This is a genomic window from Croceicoccus sp. (genome assembly GCF_983967925.1).
Window position 1 is genome coordinate 58,895 of record NZ_CFETID010000006.1, and the last position, 15,262, is coordinate 74,156.

17 protein-coding genes are annotated in these 15,262 nt (G+C 63.4%); 4 read left to right on the plus strand and 13 right to left on the minus strand.

All coding sequences use genetic code 11. From position 1 onward, the window contains the following. Positions 1 to 49: 49 nt before the first annotated feature. From fusA to rpsL, 3 genes are all read right to left on the minus strand, one after another. Positions 50 to 2,143 (minus strand): elongation factor G, encoded by a 2,094-nt coding sequence (gene fusA, locus AC4FIJ_RS05370; protein WP_490335683.1) that lies wholly within the window; start codon positions 2,141 to 2,143, stop codon positions 50 to 52. 180 nt (positions 2,144 to 2,323) lie between these two features. Then, positions 2,324 to 2,794, minus strand: a complete 471-nt coding sequence (gene rpsG, locus AC4FIJ_RS05375) for a 30S ribosomal protein S7 (protein ID WP_066843134.1) — start codon at positions 2,792 to 2,794, stop codon at positions 2,324 to 2,326. A 134-nt stretch (positions 2,795 to 2,928) separates the two neighbouring features. Next, positions 2,929 to 3,300: a 30S ribosomal protein S12 gene (rpsL, locus tag AC4FIJ_RS05380; RefSeq protein WP_066775147.1), complete on the minus strand. Its 372-nt coding sequence runs from the start codon at positions 3,298 to 3,300 to the stop codon at positions 2,929 to 2,931. 478 nt (positions 3,301 to 3,778) lie between these two features. Between rpsL and AC4FIJ_RS05385 the strand changes: the two genes are divergently transcribed. The 3 genes from AC4FIJ_RS05385 (at position 3,779) to AC4FIJ_RS05395 (ending at position 7,242) form a co-directional block, all read left to right on the plus strand. Further along, complete coding sequence (locus AC4FIJ_RS05385) at positions 3,779 to 5,251, plus strand: KAP family P-loop NTPase fold protein (protein ID WP_490335684.1); 1,473 nt, start codon at positions 3,779 to 3,781, stop codon at positions 5,249 to 5,251. Between the two features lie 69 nt (positions 5,252 to 5,320). Further along, positions 5,321 to 6,391: a hypothetical protein gene (locus AC4FIJ_RS05390; protein WP_490335685.1), complete on the plus strand. Its 1,071-nt coding sequence runs from the start codon at positions 5,321 to 5,323 to the stop codon at positions 6,389 to 6,391. A gap of 179 nt (positions 6,392 to 6,570) precedes the next feature. Next, a complete protein-coding gene (locus AC4FIJ_RS05395; protein WP_490335686.1) occupies positions 6,571 to 7,242 on the plus strand; it encodes an energy transducer TonB in 672 nt (223 codons plus the stop codon). Positions 7,243 to 7,289: 47 nt separating this feature from the next. Here the strand turns inward: AC4FIJ_RS05395 and AC4FIJ_RS05400 are convergent, their stop codons facing one another. The 8 genes from AC4FIJ_RS05400 to recO form a co-directional block, all read right to left on the minus strand. Next, entirely contained in the window at positions 7,290 to 8,108 is an 819-nt protein-coding gene (locus tag AC4FIJ_RS05400) for a LysR family transcriptional regulator (RefSeq protein WP_490335687.1), read from the minus strand. 84 nt (positions 8,109 to 8,192) lie between these two features. Then, on the minus strand, positions 8,193 to 8,594 hold the full coding sequence (gene apaG, locus AC4FIJ_RS05405; protein ID WP_490335759.1) for a Co2+/Mg2+ efflux protein ApaG: 402 nt from the start codon (positions 8,592 to 8,594) through the stop codon (positions 8,193 to 8,195). A gap of 112 nt (positions 8,595 to 8,706) precedes the next feature. Then, complete coding sequence (locus tag AC4FIJ_RS05410; RefSeq protein ID WP_490335688.1) at positions 8,707 to 10,104, minus strand: sensor histidine kinase; 1,398 nt, start codon at positions 10,102 to 10,104, stop codon at positions 8,707 to 8,709. Positions 10,105 to 10,131: 27 nt separating this feature from the next. Beyond that, a complete protein-coding gene (locus tag AC4FIJ_RS05415) occupies positions 10,132 to 11,340 on the minus strand; it encodes a trans-sulfuration enzyme family protein (RefSeq protein WP_490335689.1) in 1,209 nt (402 codons plus the stop codon). A 69-nt stretch (positions 11,341 to 11,409) separates the two neighbouring features. Continuing rightward, the gene (locus AC4FIJ_RS05420; protein ID WP_490335690.1) at positions 11,410 to 11,766 is read right to left on the minus strand and encodes a hypothetical protein; all 357 of its coding nucleotides are present in this window, start codon (positions 11,764 to 11,766) and stop codon (positions 11,410 to 11,412) included. Positions 11,767 to 11,827: 61 nt separating this feature from the next. Then, on the minus strand, positions 11,828 to 12,223 hold the full coding sequence (locus tag AC4FIJ_RS05425) for a hypothetical protein (protein WP_490335691.1): 396 nt from the start codon (positions 12,221 to 12,223) through the stop codon (positions 11,828 to 11,830). 31 nt (positions 12,224 to 12,254) lie between these two features. Next, positions 12,255 to 13,310 carry a 3-isopropylmalate dehydrogenase gene (leuB, locus tag AC4FIJ_RS05430; RefSeq protein ID WP_490335692.1) on the minus strand — a complete coding sequence of 352 codons (1,056 nt, stop codon included), beginning with the start codon at positions 13,308 to 13,310 and terminating at the stop codon, positions 12,255 to 12,257. 27 nt (positions 13,311 to 13,337) lie between these two features. Next, a complete protein-coding gene (recO, locus tag AC4FIJ_RS05435; protein ID WP_490335693.1) occupies positions 13,338 to 13,952 on the minus strand; it encodes a DNA repair protein RecO in 615 nt (204 codons plus the stop codon). 69 nt (positions 13,953 to 14,021) lie between these two features. On the opposite strand from recO, the gene AC4FIJ_RS05440 reads away from it, so the two are divergent. Further along, positions 14,022 to 14,531 carry a GNAT family N-acetyltransferase gene (locus AC4FIJ_RS05440; RefSeq protein WP_490335694.1) on the plus strand — a complete coding sequence of 170 codons (510 nt, stop codon included), beginning with the start codon at positions 14,022 to 14,024 and terminating at the stop codon, positions 14,529 to 14,531. Here the strand turns inward: AC4FIJ_RS05440 and AC4FIJ_RS05445 are convergent. Then, positions 14,507 to 14,812, minus strand: a complete 306-nt coding sequence (locus tag AC4FIJ_RS05445) for a hypothetical protein (protein WP_490335695.1) — start codon at positions 14,810 to 14,812, stop codon at positions 14,507 to 14,509. The two genes, AC4FIJ_RS05440 and AC4FIJ_RS05445, sit on opposite strands and share 25 nt — an antisense overlap. Positions 14,813 to 14,923: 111 nt before the next feature. Continuing rightward, positions 14,924 to 15,220: an accessory factor UbiK family protein gene (locus tag AC4FIJ_RS05450; RefSeq protein WP_490335696.1), complete on the minus strand. Its 297-nt coding sequence runs from the start codon at positions 15,218 to 15,220 to the stop codon at positions 14,924 to 14,926. Between the last annotated feature and the right edge of the window lie 42 nt (positions 15,221 to 15,262).

Here is a 15,262-nt window from a genome sequence, read left to right on the forward strand (position 1 = left end):
AGGCCGGCACCCGTGAATCAGGCGCCCGCCCCTAGACCGATGAAGCTGCTTACGCAAGCTTCTCCTTCACTTCGGCCGCGACATTCGCCGGGACCTCGTCATAGTGGCTGAACTGCATCGTGTACTGGGCGCGTCCCTGAGTGAACGAGCGCAGTTCGTTGACGTAGCCGAACATGTTCGCAAGCGGCACGTTCGCTTCGACAGCCTGAGCGTTACCACGGGAGTCGGTGCCCTGAATCTGCCCGCGCCGCGAGTTGATGTCGCCGATCACGTCGCCGAGGTAATCCTCCGGCGTCACGACCTCGACCTTCATGATCGGCTCGAGCAGCTTGATGCCCGACTTCTGCGCGATTTCGCGCATGGCGCCGCGACCCGCGATTTCGAACGCGATCGCGCTCGAGTCGACGTCGTGGTAGGCACCGTCATACAGCGTCACAGTGAAGTCGATGATCGGGAAGCCAACAAGGTAACCGCTCTCGGCCTGCTCGCGAAGACCCTTCTCGATCGCCGGGATGTATTCCTTCGGGATGTTGCCACCCTTGATCTCATCCTTGAAGACGAAACCCTGGCCGCGCTCGCCGGGCTCGACCTTAACCTTGACGCGGCCGAACTGACCCGAGCCGCCCGACTGCTTCTTGTGGGTGTAGTCGACATCAACCGGCTTCGCGAGATATTCGCGATAGGCCACCTGCGGCGCACCCACATTGGCTTCGACCTTGAACTCGCGCTTCATACGATCGACGAGAATGTCGAGGTGAAGCTCGCCCATGCCCTTGATGATCGTCTGGCCGGATTCGTGGTCGGTCGACACGCGGAACGAAGGATCCTCGGCAGCAAGGCGATTGAGCGCGACGCCCATCTTTTCCTGGTCAGCCTTGGTCTTGGGTTCCACCGACAGCTCGATAACGGGCTCGGGGAATTCCATACGCTCGAGTATGATCGGCTTCGACGGGTCGCACAGCGTATCGCCGGTCGTCGTATCCTTCATGCCTGCCAGCGCGACAATATCGCCCGCGAATGCCTCTTCGATGTCCTCGCGATTGTTCGAGTGCATCAGCAGCATGCGGCCGACCTTTTCCTTCTTGTCCTTCACCGAGTTCAGAACCGAACCCTTGGTGAGCTTCCCCGAATAAATACGGGTAAAGGTCAGCGAGCCGACGAACGGATCGTTCATGATCTTAAACGCAAGCGCCGAGAAAGGAGCCTCATCCGACGAAGGACGCGTGTCCTTCTCATCGCTATCAGGCAGCACGCCTTCGATGGCGGGAACGTCGAGCGGCGAAGGCATGTAATCGACGACTGCGTCCAGCAGCGGCTGAACGCCCTTGTTCTTGAAGGCCGAACCGCAGAGGACGGGCACGAAATCGCGCGCCATGGTGCCCTTGCGGATAAGCTTCTTCAGCGTCGCCGCATCGGGAACCTCGCCTTCGAGATAGGCTTCCATAACCGCGTCGTCTTGCTCGACAGCGGTTTCGATCAGCTTCTCGCGGTATTCGGCAGCCTTGTCGGCCAGATCCTCGGGAATATCGACATAGTTGAACGTCGCGCCCAGCCCGTCATTTTCCCACACGATGCCACGGTTGTTGACGAGGTCGACAACGCCCTGAAGGTCGCTCTCTGCGCCAATCGGGAGATAAAGCACAAGCGGGGTCGCGCCGAGGCGATCGACGATCGACTGCACGCAATAGTAAAAATCAGCGCCAGTACGATCCAGCTTGTTGATGAAGCACATACGCGGCACGCCGTATTTGTCGGCCTGACGCCATACGGTTTCCGACTGGGGTTCAACGCCGGCCACGCCGTCAAACACCGCCACAGCGCCGTCGAGTACGCGCAGCGAGCGTTCGACTTCGATGGTGAAGTCGACGTGGCCGGGGGTGTCGATGATGTTGATGCGGTGCTTCGGACCCTTGCCGTCTTCGGCGGCCCAGAAGGTCGTCGTCGCAGCGGACGTGATGGTGATCCCGCGTTCCTGCTCCTGCTCCATCCAGTCCATGGTGGCGGCGCCGTCGTGGACTTCGCCGATCTTGTAGGACTTGCCGGTGTAGTACAGGATCCGCTCTGTCGTCGTCGTCTTGCCGGCGTCGATATGCGCCATGATGCCGATATTGCGGTAGCGTTCCAGCGGATATTCGCGGGCCATGGAAAATTCCTCAGGAGTATGAAGCTTGCAGTTGGGCGGCGGCCATCCGGCTCACGCGCTTGTCTGCCGACTCTCTTGGAGCCGGATGGGCCCCATATAGTGATAATTGTGACCGGCGAAAGACGCCTCTTTCCGAAATGCGGGAAAGAGGCGTCTTCGTGTCGGCCTTAGAAGCGCCGATTACCAGCGATAGTGGCTGAACGCGCGGTTGGCGTCGGCCATGCGGTGGGTGTCTTCGCGCTTCTTCACGGCGTTGCCGCGGTTGTTCGACGCATCCATCAGCTCGCCCGACAGGCGCGCGGCCATCGTCGTTTCGGGACGGTTGCGCGCCGCGGTAATCAGCCAGCGAATGGCCAGAGCCTGCGCACGTTCGGGACGAACTTCCACGGGGACCTGATAGGTCGCACCGCCGACGCGGCGGCTGCGGACCTCGATCTGCGGCATGATGTTCGCCAGCGCGTCGTGGAACAGCTGGACCGGATCGGCCTTGGCCTTGGTCTCGACGGTTTCCAGCGCGCCATAGACGATACGCTCGGCAGTCGACTTCTTGCCGTCGAGCATGAGGTTGTTCATGAACTTCGACAGGACCTGATCGCCAAACTTGGGATCGGGCAGGATGACCCGCTTTTCGGGACGACGACGACGTGACATTTTTCTAAACTCCTTCGGAGTGGCCGCTTACATCCGTAAGCGTCCTGCGGCACCGGCCCACTCCCCCACCCGACCACCCAGAGTTTACCCAGCAGGGTAGTCGGGTGGGGGAGCGGGCCGGTGCCGCGTTGATCTTACTTCGGACGCTTGGCGCCGTACTTCGAACGGGACTGCTTGCGGTCCTTCACGCCCTGCGTGTCGAGCACGCCGCGCAGCACGTGGTAGCGCACGCCGGGAAGGTCGCGCACGCGGCCGCCGCGGATCAGCACGACCGAGTGCTCCTGAAGGTTGTGGCCTTCGCCGGGGATGTAGCTGATGACTTCGCGGCCGTTGGTCAGGCGAACCTTGGCCACCTTGCGAAGCGCCGAGTTCGGCTTCTTAGGCGTGGTGGTGTACACGCGGGTGCAGACGCCGCGCTTCTGCGGGTTCTGCTCCATCGCGGGAACCTTGGACTTGGCCTTCTGCGGCTCGCGACCCTTGCGGACCAGCTGGTTGATCGTAGGCATTGTATTTCCTTCCTTGACCGGAGAGTGTCCTCGCCGGGTTGCGCCCTCCCCCGCGCAAATGCGGATGGGTTCGGGCTGAAACTTGTTTTCCGAACGGGAGAATGTCCCGTTCGGGGGTCACCTCATCCGGGCGTAAAAGTGGTTCCCACTTTTACTGATGAGGTTCCGCGCTGATCTGCACCGAGGCGCATGACGAGAGCGGCGAAACTCAATTCATCGAGCCGCCTGATGGATCAGCGATGGAGGAAGGACCGTGCGGGGAAACGCGAAAAGGGCATGCGGGCCTTAAGTAAGGCCCTGCCCTGGCGATCGCCGCACGAACCGAAACGCTCCACCCGGGTCCAGCCGGGTTACTTTGACGGATAACGAGGCGCTGCCCTGTTCGGACGGGCCCCACTCACCGGCAATGTTCAGCTCTGTCCACCGGTAGGGGGTTAGCCCTGCTGGCGGTTGGCGCGGCCCTTAAGGGGATTCGGGGGTGGGGTCAAGGCTAGCCTTTAATTCATCTAGCCGTAAAGAAGTGCGCCATCTGATAAAAGCGGGAGGCTTATTGCCAATGGGAGACCATCGCTGGAGCGACGACCTACTGAATCGAAAGGTCTTTGGTGAACACCTGATAGAATTAATGAAGTCTCGCTACGAAGCACGAAAAAGGGCAGATATCGGATCACTAATCATAAACTTAGATGCACCTTGGGGTAGCGGTAAAACGTATATTATCGAAAAACTAGCCTCTATATTAGCTGACGAGGATTATGCAGTTTCGAAAATAAACGCCTGGGAAGAAGATAGGAACAGCGATCCATTAATATTGATAATGAGCGCTATTAATAAAACTCTAAGCGAAAAAGCCATTGGTAGTAGCAAGGCCAAAAAACTATTAGGTGACGCAAAGTCTGCCTTAGCCCCTGTTGCTATAGAGGCCGGTAAACAAATCGGAAAGCATTTGCTTAGATCAGTTACCGGATTATCAATTGATAAATTATCCGAAGCATATTTGGATAATCAAGCCATCTCTGACGACGAAGATTTTGAAAAAGAGGCGGCGGACGCATTCGAAAAATATGTTGATGCAAAACTTCAGGCACATGAATCTGAAAAGCAGTCAATAGCGTTATTTAAGTCAAAATCATCGAAGGCATTGGACGAGCTTTCAAAAGGAGGCATGAAACTGCCTCTTTTTGTTTTTATAGATGAGTTAGACCGATGCCATCCAGATTACGCGATAAAGCTATTAGAAAATATCAAACATGTGTTTGATATTGAGGGCTTAGTTTTTGTAATTTCAACTGACACCTTACAACTTCGAGAAGTCGTCAAGGGCTATTTTGGACAAGGTTTTGATGGTGGCGTTTATTTAAGAAAGTTTTTTGATCGAACAGTGGTTCTTCCCCCAGCATCGAATTTGGATTTTTCGCTGAAAAAATTTGAATTGTATGGGGTGGACTTCGATAAATTAAGCCCACCAGAAGGTGTTAATATAAGTTACATTATAGAATCATGGACAAATTTTGTACATTGCTCGAGACGAGATATTGAGCAGATTGCTGAGATACTATCTAATTTTACGAACACGTGGCCATATCCCAACATAATAGATCCAGTTTCTTCTCTTATATTAGCCTCAGCATATTTTTTCCATCCTCACGAATTCGTTACAATGGGCCCTGGCGCCCTATTTAAGGGGTCTACCGGGCGATGGATGATTAAGGCCCCATTTTCCGATTCATCAGAAGACACGTGGTCAATATTTAATAATATAAAGTCTGATGGGAATAGACCCTTTCATTCAATAGATTTACATAAGGGTTACAGCGGAAGGTTTTTAAATCAGGAAATGTTATCTCTAAGCGGTTCGAGTCAAAATCCTCAAGCCGAGCGATCTCGCTCGAATGAATATAGTGATTTTATTGTTGTGTCCGCAAAGTCAGTTTTAAACATAGATCACTAATCTTTTTATTTTCCTACACCCCCTCCCCCTCATATCCCCAAGCGCCCCTCACCCAGCAGGAGCGCGTCCATGTCCGGCACACCCCCAACCCAATCGGCCCCGCCTGAAATCCGCTTTACGCCCGTGCCTCGCGCGCGGCGGCGGAAGCTGACTGCGCGGCGGCAGCGGCAGTTCATCGAGGCGCTGGCGCGGACGGGGCTTGTTTCGGAGGCAGCGGAGGAAGTGGGGGTCAGCGTCGCGGCGCTGGAGAAGCTGCGTTATTCCGAGGCCGGGCAGAGGGCGGTGCGGGGGCTGAGCTTTCGCGCGGCGTGGGATGCGGCGCGGGGGTGCGAGGCGGCCAGGAAGGCCAGATCGGAGCGCAGGCGTTTGGGTTGCAGGCTGGCGGGGCGCAAGCTGGCGGGGCGCGGGGTCGCCGGGCGCGGTGGCTTTGGGGATGGGGGTTTCGCGGATGGCCATTTCGCGGATGGCCATTTCGCGCATGGTGGGCGCGGGACCCTGCGCGATGCGCCGCCGGAGGTTGCGCCAGAGGTTACGCCAAAGGCTTCTGGGGCGTTTCGGCTCTCCTGCGCTTCGGCCCATCCTTCGCAGCGGACCAGCCGTGCCGCCTTTACCGGGCCGGAGCCTTCGCCGGACGATCCGCTGCTGGGGTTCAGGCCGTTCCTCCATCCCTGCCCGCGCCGGAACTCGATCACGCCCGACCGGCAGCGCGCGTTCATCGCGGCGCTCGCCGCCAGCGGATCGGTGCGGCAGGCGGCGCGCGCCATCGGGGCCAGCGTGGAGGCGCTCTACAATCTGCGCGCGCGCGGCGGGGCGGAGGAATTTGCCGCCGCGTGGGAGAAGGCCATCGACCTCGGCATCGCGAGGCTGGAGGACACGGCGCTGGCCCGCGCCATAGAGGGCGAGCTGCGCCCCGTCGTCGCGCGCGGCGAGATCATCGGCGAATACCGCGTGCATAACGAGGCGCTGGTGATGTTCCTGCTGCGCCATCGCCGGTCCCGGCGATACGGGCCGGTGCCTGAGCGCCCTGCCCCCGACGGGCCGAGCCACGGGGAGATCATGGACGGCATCATGGTCAAGCTGAGCCGCGCGAGGGAGCGCATGATCGCGGGGCTGGATCCGGTGGAGGGCGCGGCGGATTGAGGCGGTTTGCGGCGGGCAGGTCGCAGATTCTTGATGGATCGCAGGGGTCTAGCGGCTTTCTCAATCAAAATGGTCGACTTACGGATGATACATGGTATCATGGCTGTCCCACGCGCCCGGTCCAGCCTTGGTTAGTGGGTAATCGGTGACGGGCCGGGCGCCATCAAGAGAGGTGCCTGATGTCCTATACAGACACTCCGCAAGGCCAGAACCGCGGCGCTACGATCGCGACGGTCGCTGTCATCCATGCCGCGCTGGGCTATGCGCTGGTCTCCGGTTTCGGGGCGAGCGTCGTCACCGAGGTCGGCAAGACCATCAAGGCCACATTCGTGGAAAAGGTCGAGACGGTGAAGCTGGAGCCATTGCCTCCGATGGAGGCCGAACCCAGCGCCGATCCGCTGCCGACCGCGCCCGATACGGCGATCACGCTCGACCGGCCGAACAGCATCGACACCATGGTGTTCGACGTGCCCCTGCCGCCCTCGCCCCTGCCGGGCACGCACGAGATCGTCCTGCCCCCGATGCCGGTGCCGCCCGCGCCGCTGCCCGCCTATGAGGCGAAGGGCGCGGTGCCTCGTGGCAATCCGGGGACGTGGGTGACGCCGAACGATTACCCCTCGCGCGAGCTCAGGATGGGGAACGAGGGGCTGACCCGGTTTCGGCTGGAAATCGGGGCCGACGGACGGGTGACCGATTGCACGATTACCGCGTCGAGCGGGCATCCCGGCCTTGACGAGGCGGCTTGCAAACTGGTGACGCGGCGCGCTCGGTTCGAGGCGGCGACGGGCGCGGACGGCGCGAAGACGGCGGGGCGTTACGAGAATGCGATCCGCTGGCAGATACCCGGGTAATCAACAGGGAACGGGGGCGGGTTTCGGCCTGCCCCCTTCTCCCGCCTTCAGTCCTTTTTGGCGGCGGTCAGGAAGTCGACCAGCGCCTTGACCTTTTTCTGGCGCCATTGCGGACGCGGGGCGACCAGCCAATAGGTGGCGCGCGTGTCCTCGATCTCGGACAGGGCGATCAGCTGGCCGGTCTCGATCTCGTGCTCGACCAGTTGCAGCGGCAGCACTGCGCGGCCCATGCCGCCCAGCACCGCCGACAACGCCTGTCCGGTCGCGCCGACGCGCAGGCCCGCCTCGATCCCTTCTCCTTCGGTGCCCGGTTCGCTTTCGGGCCCGCCGGGCCATGAGATCCAGCTGTCGGGCGCGCCGGGGGCGGCGACCTCGACCCGGCGGCCGGGCGAGAGCGGAACGCCGTCGAGTTCGCCGGGGCTTTCGACGAGGCGCACCGCGAAATCGAGGTTCGCTTCGGTGAAATCGGTGTCGTGGCCGCCTGCCATGTGAAAGCGCGTGTCGGGATTCGCCTCGCGAAAGGCGGCGAGGCGGCGGGCGAACCATGCGCCGAAGAAGTCGCGCGGCGCGGCGAAGGTGAACTTGTGGCTGGACTGGCCCGCCTGCATCGCGTGGACCGCTTCCTCGAAGCGCAGAAACCCGCTGCGCAGCGAATCGAGGCCGGCGGCTGCCTCGTCGGTAAGCTCGAGACCCTTGGGCGTGCGGCGGAACAGCACGACGCCCAGCAGATCCTCAAGCGCGCGGATCTGCTGGCCCACGGCGGCGGGGGTGACGGCAAGCTCGTCCGCGGCGCGGGTGAACGACAGGTGCCGGGCCGCGGCGTCGAGCACGCGCAGGCCGTTGAGGGGGAGATGGGTACGCTTCATGGCCAGATCGCTGATAATGCGCGCGCCGCGAATGGGCAACGCACGGATGCGATTCGCGCGCTAGCCCTGCGCGGTGGCCCGATTTCAGCGCTGCGCGGTTGCAGGTGCGGACAGCGGGAAGAAGGGGATCGCGGCCTCGAAGATGGTGCCGTCCTCGCGGCGGAAGCCGTAATAGCCTTCCATCGTGCCATGCGGCGTTTCCAGCGGGCAGCCCGAAACGTAATCGTGGCTTTCCCCCGGTTTCAGCAGCGGTTTTTCGCCGACCACGCCTTCGCCGTCGACAAGGCTGACGCGCCCGGCCGCGTCGGTGATGCGCCAGTGCCGCGTCAGCAATTGCGCGCTCTGCTCGCCATTGTTCTCGATCCGGATGTGATAGGCCCAGAACCAGTGCCCGTCGGACACCTGCGATTGTTCCGGCAGGAAGCTGGCGGCGACCCGGACGGTGATGCCCTGCGATATCGCGGCATGATCGAATAGCTGCTCTATCATCGACACGCAGGTTAGGCGCAAATCGCCCCCGGACGCAAATCGGGCGGGCGAGATGTGAACAATGGCGTGGCCGCTGGCGGGCCGATCATATGGCCGCGCGCGGGCCGGATCAGGACGCGAGCAGGTTTTCCGCCGGTGCGTCGAAGGTCCAGCGCAGGCCGCCCGCGTCATAGGTCAGGCGGACCTCGGCCTCCAGAGTGGCGGCGGGGATGTCGCGGATGACCGAACTGCCGAATCCCTCGCGTTCGGGGACGGTGACCGGCGGGCCGCCGGTTTCGGTCCAGCTGATGCGCAGCCGGTCGTCGGTCAGTTCCCAGGCGATGTCGACCTTGCCCGCGGTGCGCCCCTCGCCGTCTCCGACGCCGGCGTCGTCGATCTGCGACAGCGCGCCATATTTGAACGCATTGGTCGCCAGCTCGTGCAGCGCGAGGCCCAGCGTTTCGGCGGCGCGCGCGGTCAGCTCCACCGGCGGGCCCGAATGGGTCAGCGCCGTCCTGGCGCGGTCGATGGCGAAGGACAGCTGCGCCTCGACCAGATCGGCCATGTCGACGCTGCGCCATTCACGTTTCACCAGCAGGTCCTGGTTGGCGGCAAGCGCCTGGATGCGGCGCATGAAGCGTTTCAGGAACTCCTCGTTCCCCGGCGCCGAACGCCGGGCCAGCGCCATGATCAGCGTCAGCATGTTCTTGGCGCGATGGTTCACCTCGCGCAGCAGGTTCTCGATCGACTCGTTCTGCTCGCGCTGTTCGGTGATGTCGGTGTTGGTGCCGAACCAGAACTGCACGCTGCCGTCGGCGCCCCTGATCGGACGCGCGCGGGATAGGAACCAGCGATATTTGCCATCGGCGCCGCGCAGGGGGAACGTGTCCTCCCATAATTCGCCGGTGTCCCAGCTATGCTGCACACGCTCCACCACGCGGTCGACATGGTCAGGGTGATGCACGGCCTTCCAGCCCCAGCCTTCCATGTCCTCTATCGTGGTGCCGGTGTATTCGAACCAGCGGCGGTTGTACCAGAAGATCCAGCCTTCGGCGTCCGCGATCCACGCCAGCTGCGAGATATTGTCCGCCATCATCTTGAAGCGGGTCTCGCTTTCGGCCAGCGCGCGGCGCGCAAGGTCGAGGTCGCCCAGCTCGCGCGCGATCTTGCTGGCCCCGACGATCCGCCCGTCCGCATCGCGCACGGGAGAGACGGTGACGGTCACGTCGATGTCGGTGCCGTCCTTGCGGCGGCGCACCGTGTGGAACGGCATCACCCGTTCGCCGCGCTCGATGCGGGCGATGATGTCGTCCTCTTCGTGCTGACGGTCGTCGGGGATCAGCAGGCGGATCGATTTGCCCAGAATGTCGCCGGCGCGATAGCCGAACAGCCGCTCCGCCGCCGGGTTCCAGCTGGTGATCGTGCCATCGAGCCGTTTGGACACGATCGCATCCTCGCAGCTTTCGAAGATCGCCGCGAGCAGGCCTTCGGCGGGCGTGCCGCTGATGGCGGGTGCGATCTCGTTCATGCCGGGCGCTCCCTGTTCGGCGTCACGTCACAGCCCGATGGCGCGCAGGGCACGGTCGATATCCTCAAGCAGGTCGTCTGCATCCTCCAGCCCGACATTGAAGCGCAGCATTCCTTCATCGACACCCATCTCGGCGCGTTTTTCCGGTCCGACCGAATGGTGGGTGGTCGATGCCGGATGGCACATCAGCGACCGTGCATCGCCGATATTGTTCGAGATATCAATCAGCTGAAGATTGTCGAGCAGCGCATGCGCCTGCGCCCTGCCCCCGTCGAGCACGAAGGAGAAGATGCAGCCGGGCATGTCCATCTGGCGCATCGCCATGTCGTGGCGCGGGTGGCTTGCAAGGCCGGGGTGCAGGATCTTCGGCACGCGGCCTTCCATGAAGCGCCCGATTTTCAGCGCGTTGTCGCACTGGCGGCGGGCGCGCAGTTCCAGCGTTTCGAGGCCCTTCAGCACCACCCATGCGTTGAACGGCGACAGGTTGGGCCCGGTGTTGCGCTGGAACGGGAGGAGCTTGTCGTTGATGAATTCCTCGGACCCGCAGACCGCACCCGCCAGCACGCGGCCCTGCCCGTCCATCAGCTTGGTCGCGGAATAGGCGATGACGTCTGCGCCGAACTCCATGGGCCGCTGCATCACCGGCGTGCAGAACGCATTGTCGACCACGGTGGTGATGCCATGCGCCTTCGCCAGAGCGCAGACATGGTCGAGATCGACGATGTCGAGCGTGGGATTGGCGGGGGTTTCGAAGAAGAACACCTTGGTGTTGGACTGGATCGCGGCCTCCCACGCGGCATTGTCGGTGGAATCGATCGTCGTCCCCTCGATCCCGAAGCGCGGCAGCAGTTCGTCGACCAGCCAGCGGCACGATCCGAAGGCCGCGCGCGCGGCGACGATGTGATCCCCTGCCGACAGCTGGCACAGCAGCGCCGCCGTCATCGCGGCCATGCCCGATGCCTGCGTGCGGCAGGCCTCTGCGCCTTCCATGATCGCGATGCGTTCATCCAGCATGGCGACGGTGGGGTTCTGCAGGCGCGAATAGGTCATGCCCGCCGCTTCGCCCGCAAAACGCGCGGCGGGTGTGGCGGCATCCTCGTAGCTGTAGCCCGAGGTGAGGAACATCGCCTCGCTCGTCTCGCCCATGTCGCTGCGCCATGTGCCGGCGCGGACGGCCTGTGTGGCGGGACGCCAGTTGCGGGTGATCGAGCGGTCGGTTCCGGTGGTGCGTTTCATGGGTGATGCGGTTAGCGTCGGGGCGCTGCCATGACAATGTCGGATTGCCGGATCGGGAGGCGGGGCACGCTAGTCGCGGTCGAGCCAGCGCTGCGTCGCGGGTAGCCATTGCAGGACGATCACTCCGACGCTGACCAGCATGACGAGGGCGGCGCGCACGAGAATCCAAGCATCGCCGGACAGTTCGGGCGGGACGCGCAGGATCGCGATCACCGCGAGGATGAAGGTTACGATGTGGAAACCCGTCATCAGGAACCGCATCAGCGCGCTGCGAAGCCAGACGAAGGCGGTGGTGAGCGCAAGATAGATGGTGAAGAATGCCGCGATGGTCGGCGTCAGCGGATAAGGCGTAAGCGCCCATGCGACGAGGATCGCGCCGGCCGCCAGCAGCGCATTGGCTCGCACGGTCCAGGGTGACTGCCCCATATGTCTTTCGTATGCCCGCAAAGCCATCGTCGTCGTCCCGGCCCGATACGCCGTCTTGCCGTCAGCGGGCGCTGCCGGGTGCGAGCACCCAGCGGCCCGTGTCGGGGTGCCATAGCAGGGCCGTGCTCACCAGCGCCGCGCCGAATATCAGCACGACCCGCAGCGGGAACAGCGCATCGGGATTGCGCCCCGGCAGGATGAAGACGAGCCCGTAGAGCACCAGCCCCGACAGGATGAAATGAAACGCGCTGATGGCAAAGCGCACCCAGTCGTTGCGGCTGGCGGCGAACAGCACCGCAATGGCGATATAGGCCAGCCCGGCCAGCACGACATGCGGCAGAAGGCGGGGCGGGGTGAGCGCGAGCGCCGCGACGGGCGTCAGCACAGCGAAGAGAAGGTAGGCGCGCACGCTCCATGGCCGGTCGCCGAAGCGCAGGCTCGCGATGATCCTGTCCATGGCCCGCCCCCCGCTTGCCTTTCGCCCCCGCCTAAAGCCGTGCGAGGACCGCGTCGCCGATCTGGCTGGTCCCGGCGTCGCCGCCCAGATCCGCGCCGTAAATGCCGTCGGCCAGGGTCCTGGCGACCGCGGCCTCTACCCGTGCGGCGTGTTCTTCCTGCCCCAGCGAATGGCGCAGCAATTCGGCGGCCGACAGGATCGTGGCGAGCGGATTGGCGATCCCCTTGCCCGCGATATCGGGTGCGCTACCATGGATAGGTTCATAAAGTCCGAACGTGCCATGCGCGGTCTTGCGCTCGCCCAGCGAGGCACTGGCGAGCAGGCCGATCGAGCCGACGCACATCGAGGCCTGATCGGAGAGGATATCGCCGAACAGGTTTCCGGTGACCACCACGTCGAACTGGCCGGGATTGCGCACCAGCTGCATCGCGGCATTGTCGACATACATGTGCGACAGGGTGACGTCGGGATAATCCGCCGCGACCTCGATCACCACGTCGCGCCACAATTGCGAGGTTTCGAGCACGTTCGCCTTGTCGACCGAGCAGAGCAGGCCGCGGCGCTTGCGGGCCGCTTCGAATCCGGCGACGGCGATGCGGCGGATCTCGCTTTCGTCATAGCTCATGACGTCATATCCCTGCCGCAGGCCTTCCGGGGTGGTGCGCATGCCCTTCTCGCCGAAATAGACGTCGCCGTTGAGCTCGCGCACGATGAGCAGGTCGATGGCGGAAGCAACTTCGGGGCGCAGCGCGGAGGCGCCTTCGAGGCCGGGGAAGACCTTGGCGGGGCGCAGGTTCGCGAACAGGCCCAGCTCGCTGCGCAGGCCGAGGATCGCCTGTTCGGGGCGCAGATGGCGTTCCAGAGTGTCGCAGGCCGGGTCGCCCACCGCGCCGAATAGGATCGCATCGGCCTCCCGCGCGCAGGTCAGCGTTTCTTGCGGCAGCGGGTGGCCGTGGTTCCGGTAGGCGGTTCCGCCCACGTCCGAGGCGAGGAACGAGAACGGCAGGGGCAATGCCTCGAGCACGCGGAGCGCCTGCTCCGTCACTTCCGGCCCGATACCGTCGCCCGCGAATACCGCGATCTTCATGTGCTGTTCCCTGACCTTTTTTGTAATCTATGCGATGCGCGCCAGCCTCTCGCGCAATATTGCGCGCGCGGCGGCGAGGTCGCCCATAACAGGACCGGCGCGGTCTGCAAGAACCCGCTTTTCCACAAAGCGCCCGATGCGGTCGAATGCGGCAATTGTGTTGCCCCAGTCCGCACCTTCCAGATCCGGGCGCGAGCCGCCGTAGCCGAGTTCGCGCAGGAACAGCGCTTCATAGGCGATCAGCGCGGGCACCCAGCCGCGCGCCGAGGGGGCATGGCAGATCGCGTCGAGCACCGCGTCCAGCGCCTGATAGAGCGCGGGGAACGGGCTGCGTTCGGGCAGAATCGCGGCGGTGAGCGCGGTGACCCAGCCGATGGCGGCGGCGGGCAGCGGTTCGGAGAGGAAGGGCGCGCGGCTGGTGACAAGCTCGGCCTTGAGGAAGGGCAACTGGCTGGCCGAGCGCGCGGCGATGTCGATTGCCACTCCGTTGCCGGGGACCAGCACGGCGCGCATCCGCCTGCCCCGCCCGCCCGCGACATAGCCCGCGACGAGGCCGTATTCGCCGGTCAGCACGCGCGCGATCGACGCGTTCTCGCCATGAGAGCGCGCGGCGCAGACGATGGCGGAGGCGCGGATGTGCATGGCCGCAAGCATTGACGCGGCGCGCGCGGCTGCGCAAGCGATCCCCGAGATGGAGGAAAGGGACAAGAGGTGATCAAAGGCGCGGCGCTGGACACCGGCAGGCTGGTCGTGCGGCCGTTCGAGGAGGATGATGCGGACCGGCTGGTCGCGATCTTCGCCGATCCCGATGTCGCGCGCCATGTCGGTGACGGCGCGCCGCTGGACCGGGCTGAAGCCCTGCTTTGGGTGCGAAATTCGCGCGCCAACCTGTCGCGGCACGGTTACGGCACGGGTGCGGTGACCCAGAAGGACGGCGGACGCATGATCGGCTGGGCGGGCGTGGCGCGGCCCGAGGGGGAGCCGCCCGAGATTATCTACGGGTTCGAACGTGCGGCGTGGCGCAAGGGATATGGGCGCGAATTGCTGGCCGCGCTGGTCGCCTTTGCCGCGGCGCGCGGGATCGATCCGGTGCGCGCGACCGTGGCGGCGGGCAACGCGACCTCATCGGCGCTATTGCTGGCGGCGGGGTTCAGGCTGGCGGATCCGCACTATGGCGGGGATCCACAGGTGCAGCTTTACGAATGGACCGCCTCGACCTGATTATCGGCGCAGGCGCAGGGTTTGGGCCGATTTTCGAGCGCGATATTCTTGTGGGCGGCTGCCTTGTCGGCGGCGATCGCCGGGTTGCGTTCGCGGCCCATCGTCCAGTTCTTGTCCAGCCGCACCTGCGGATTGGGCGCGCACCAGATCTCGCCCGTGTCGTCGATGGCGGTGACCCAGATGAGGTTATGTTCCTGGCCGTAATCGATCATGCCGAAAGCATAGCCGTGCCCCTTGCCGAGCACGTGGACTGGTATCGTCGGATTGAGCTGAGTGAACATGGGCGTGAAATCCCGATGAGAGGGGTTTCACAAGCAATTGACGGATCGCGCGCCTGTTCCCGGCGTCTTGCCGCAAGTTAAGCTGTTCGGCGGTAAAGCGCCCGAACGCCCCTATTTGTCGGCGGGCTTCTTCGTCGGGCCCTTTTTCAGCGGCTCCGCCGATCCGGAATGCTTGGCTTCCAGCGCGGCGATGCGGGAGGAGAGCGCCTCGTTCTCTTCGCGGGCCTTGGCGGCCATGGCCTTGACCGCGTCGAATTCCTCGCGGCTGACGAAATCCAGCCCGCCCAGCGCCTCGCGCAGTCGTTCGCGCGCGGCCTCGCTGGCTTCGCGGCCCATGCCGGCGAAGGTGCCGGCAGCGGCGGTGAACAGGCGGGTGATGTCCGAGATACGGGGATTGTCGCTTTGCATGGATATTAGATGCGATGCGCGCGGCCACAGTTCAAGAGAAAA

Coding starts and splice junctions, on each gene's coding strand:
- fusA (WP_490335683.1), bottom strand. CDS start 2,143: ATGGCCCGCGAATATCCGCTGGAACGCTACCGCAATATCGGCATCATG.
- rpsG (WP_066843134.1), bottom strand. CDS start 2,794: ATGTCACGTCGTCGTCGTCCCGAAAAGCGGGTCATCCTGCCCGATCCC.
- rpsL (WP_066775147.1), bottom strand. CDS start 3,300: ATGCCTACGATCAACCAGCTGGTCCGCAAGGGTCGCGAGCCGCAGAAG.
- AC4FIJ_RS05390 (WP_490335685.1), top strand. CDS start 5,321: ATGTCCGGCACACCCCCAACCCAATCGGCCCCGCCTGAAATCCGCTTT.
- AC4FIJ_RS05395 (WP_490335686.1), top strand. CDS start 6,571: ATGTCCTATACAGACACTCCGCAAGGCCAGAACCGCGGCGCTACGATC.
- AC4FIJ_RS05400 (WP_490335687.1), bottom strand. CDS start 8,108: ATGAAGCGTACCCATCTCCCCCTCAACGGCCTGCGCGTGCTCGACGCC.
- AC4FIJ_RS05410 (WP_490335688.1), bottom strand. CDS start 10,104: ATGAACGAGATCGCACCCGCCATCAGCGGCACGCCCGCCGAAGGCCTG.
- AC4FIJ_RS05415 (WP_490335689.1), bottom strand. CDS start 11,340: ATGAAACGCACCACCGGAACCGACCGCTCGATCACCCGCAACTGGCGT.
- AC4FIJ_RS05420 (WP_490335690.1), bottom strand. CDS start 11,766: ATGGGGCAGTCACCCTGGACCGTGCGAGCCAATGCGCTGCTGGCGGCC.
- AC4FIJ_RS05425 (WP_490335691.1), bottom strand. CDS start 12,223: ATGGACAGGATCATCGCGAGCCTGCGCTTCGGCGACCGGCCATGGAGC.
- leuB (WP_490335692.1), bottom strand. CDS start 13,310: ATGAAGATCGCGGTATTCGCGGGCGACGGTATCGGGCCGGAAGTGACG.
- recO (WP_490335693.1), bottom strand. CDS start 13,952: ATGCACATCCGCGCCTCCGCCATCGTCTGCGCCGCGCGCTCTCATGGC.
- AC4FIJ_RS05445 (WP_490335695.1), bottom strand. CDS start 14,812: ATGTTCACTCAGCTCAATCCGACGATACCAGTCCACGTGCTCGGCAAG.
- AC4FIJ_RS05450 (WP_490335696.1), bottom strand. CDS start 15,220: ATGCAAAGCGACAATCCCCGTATCTCGGACATCACCCGCCTGTTCACC.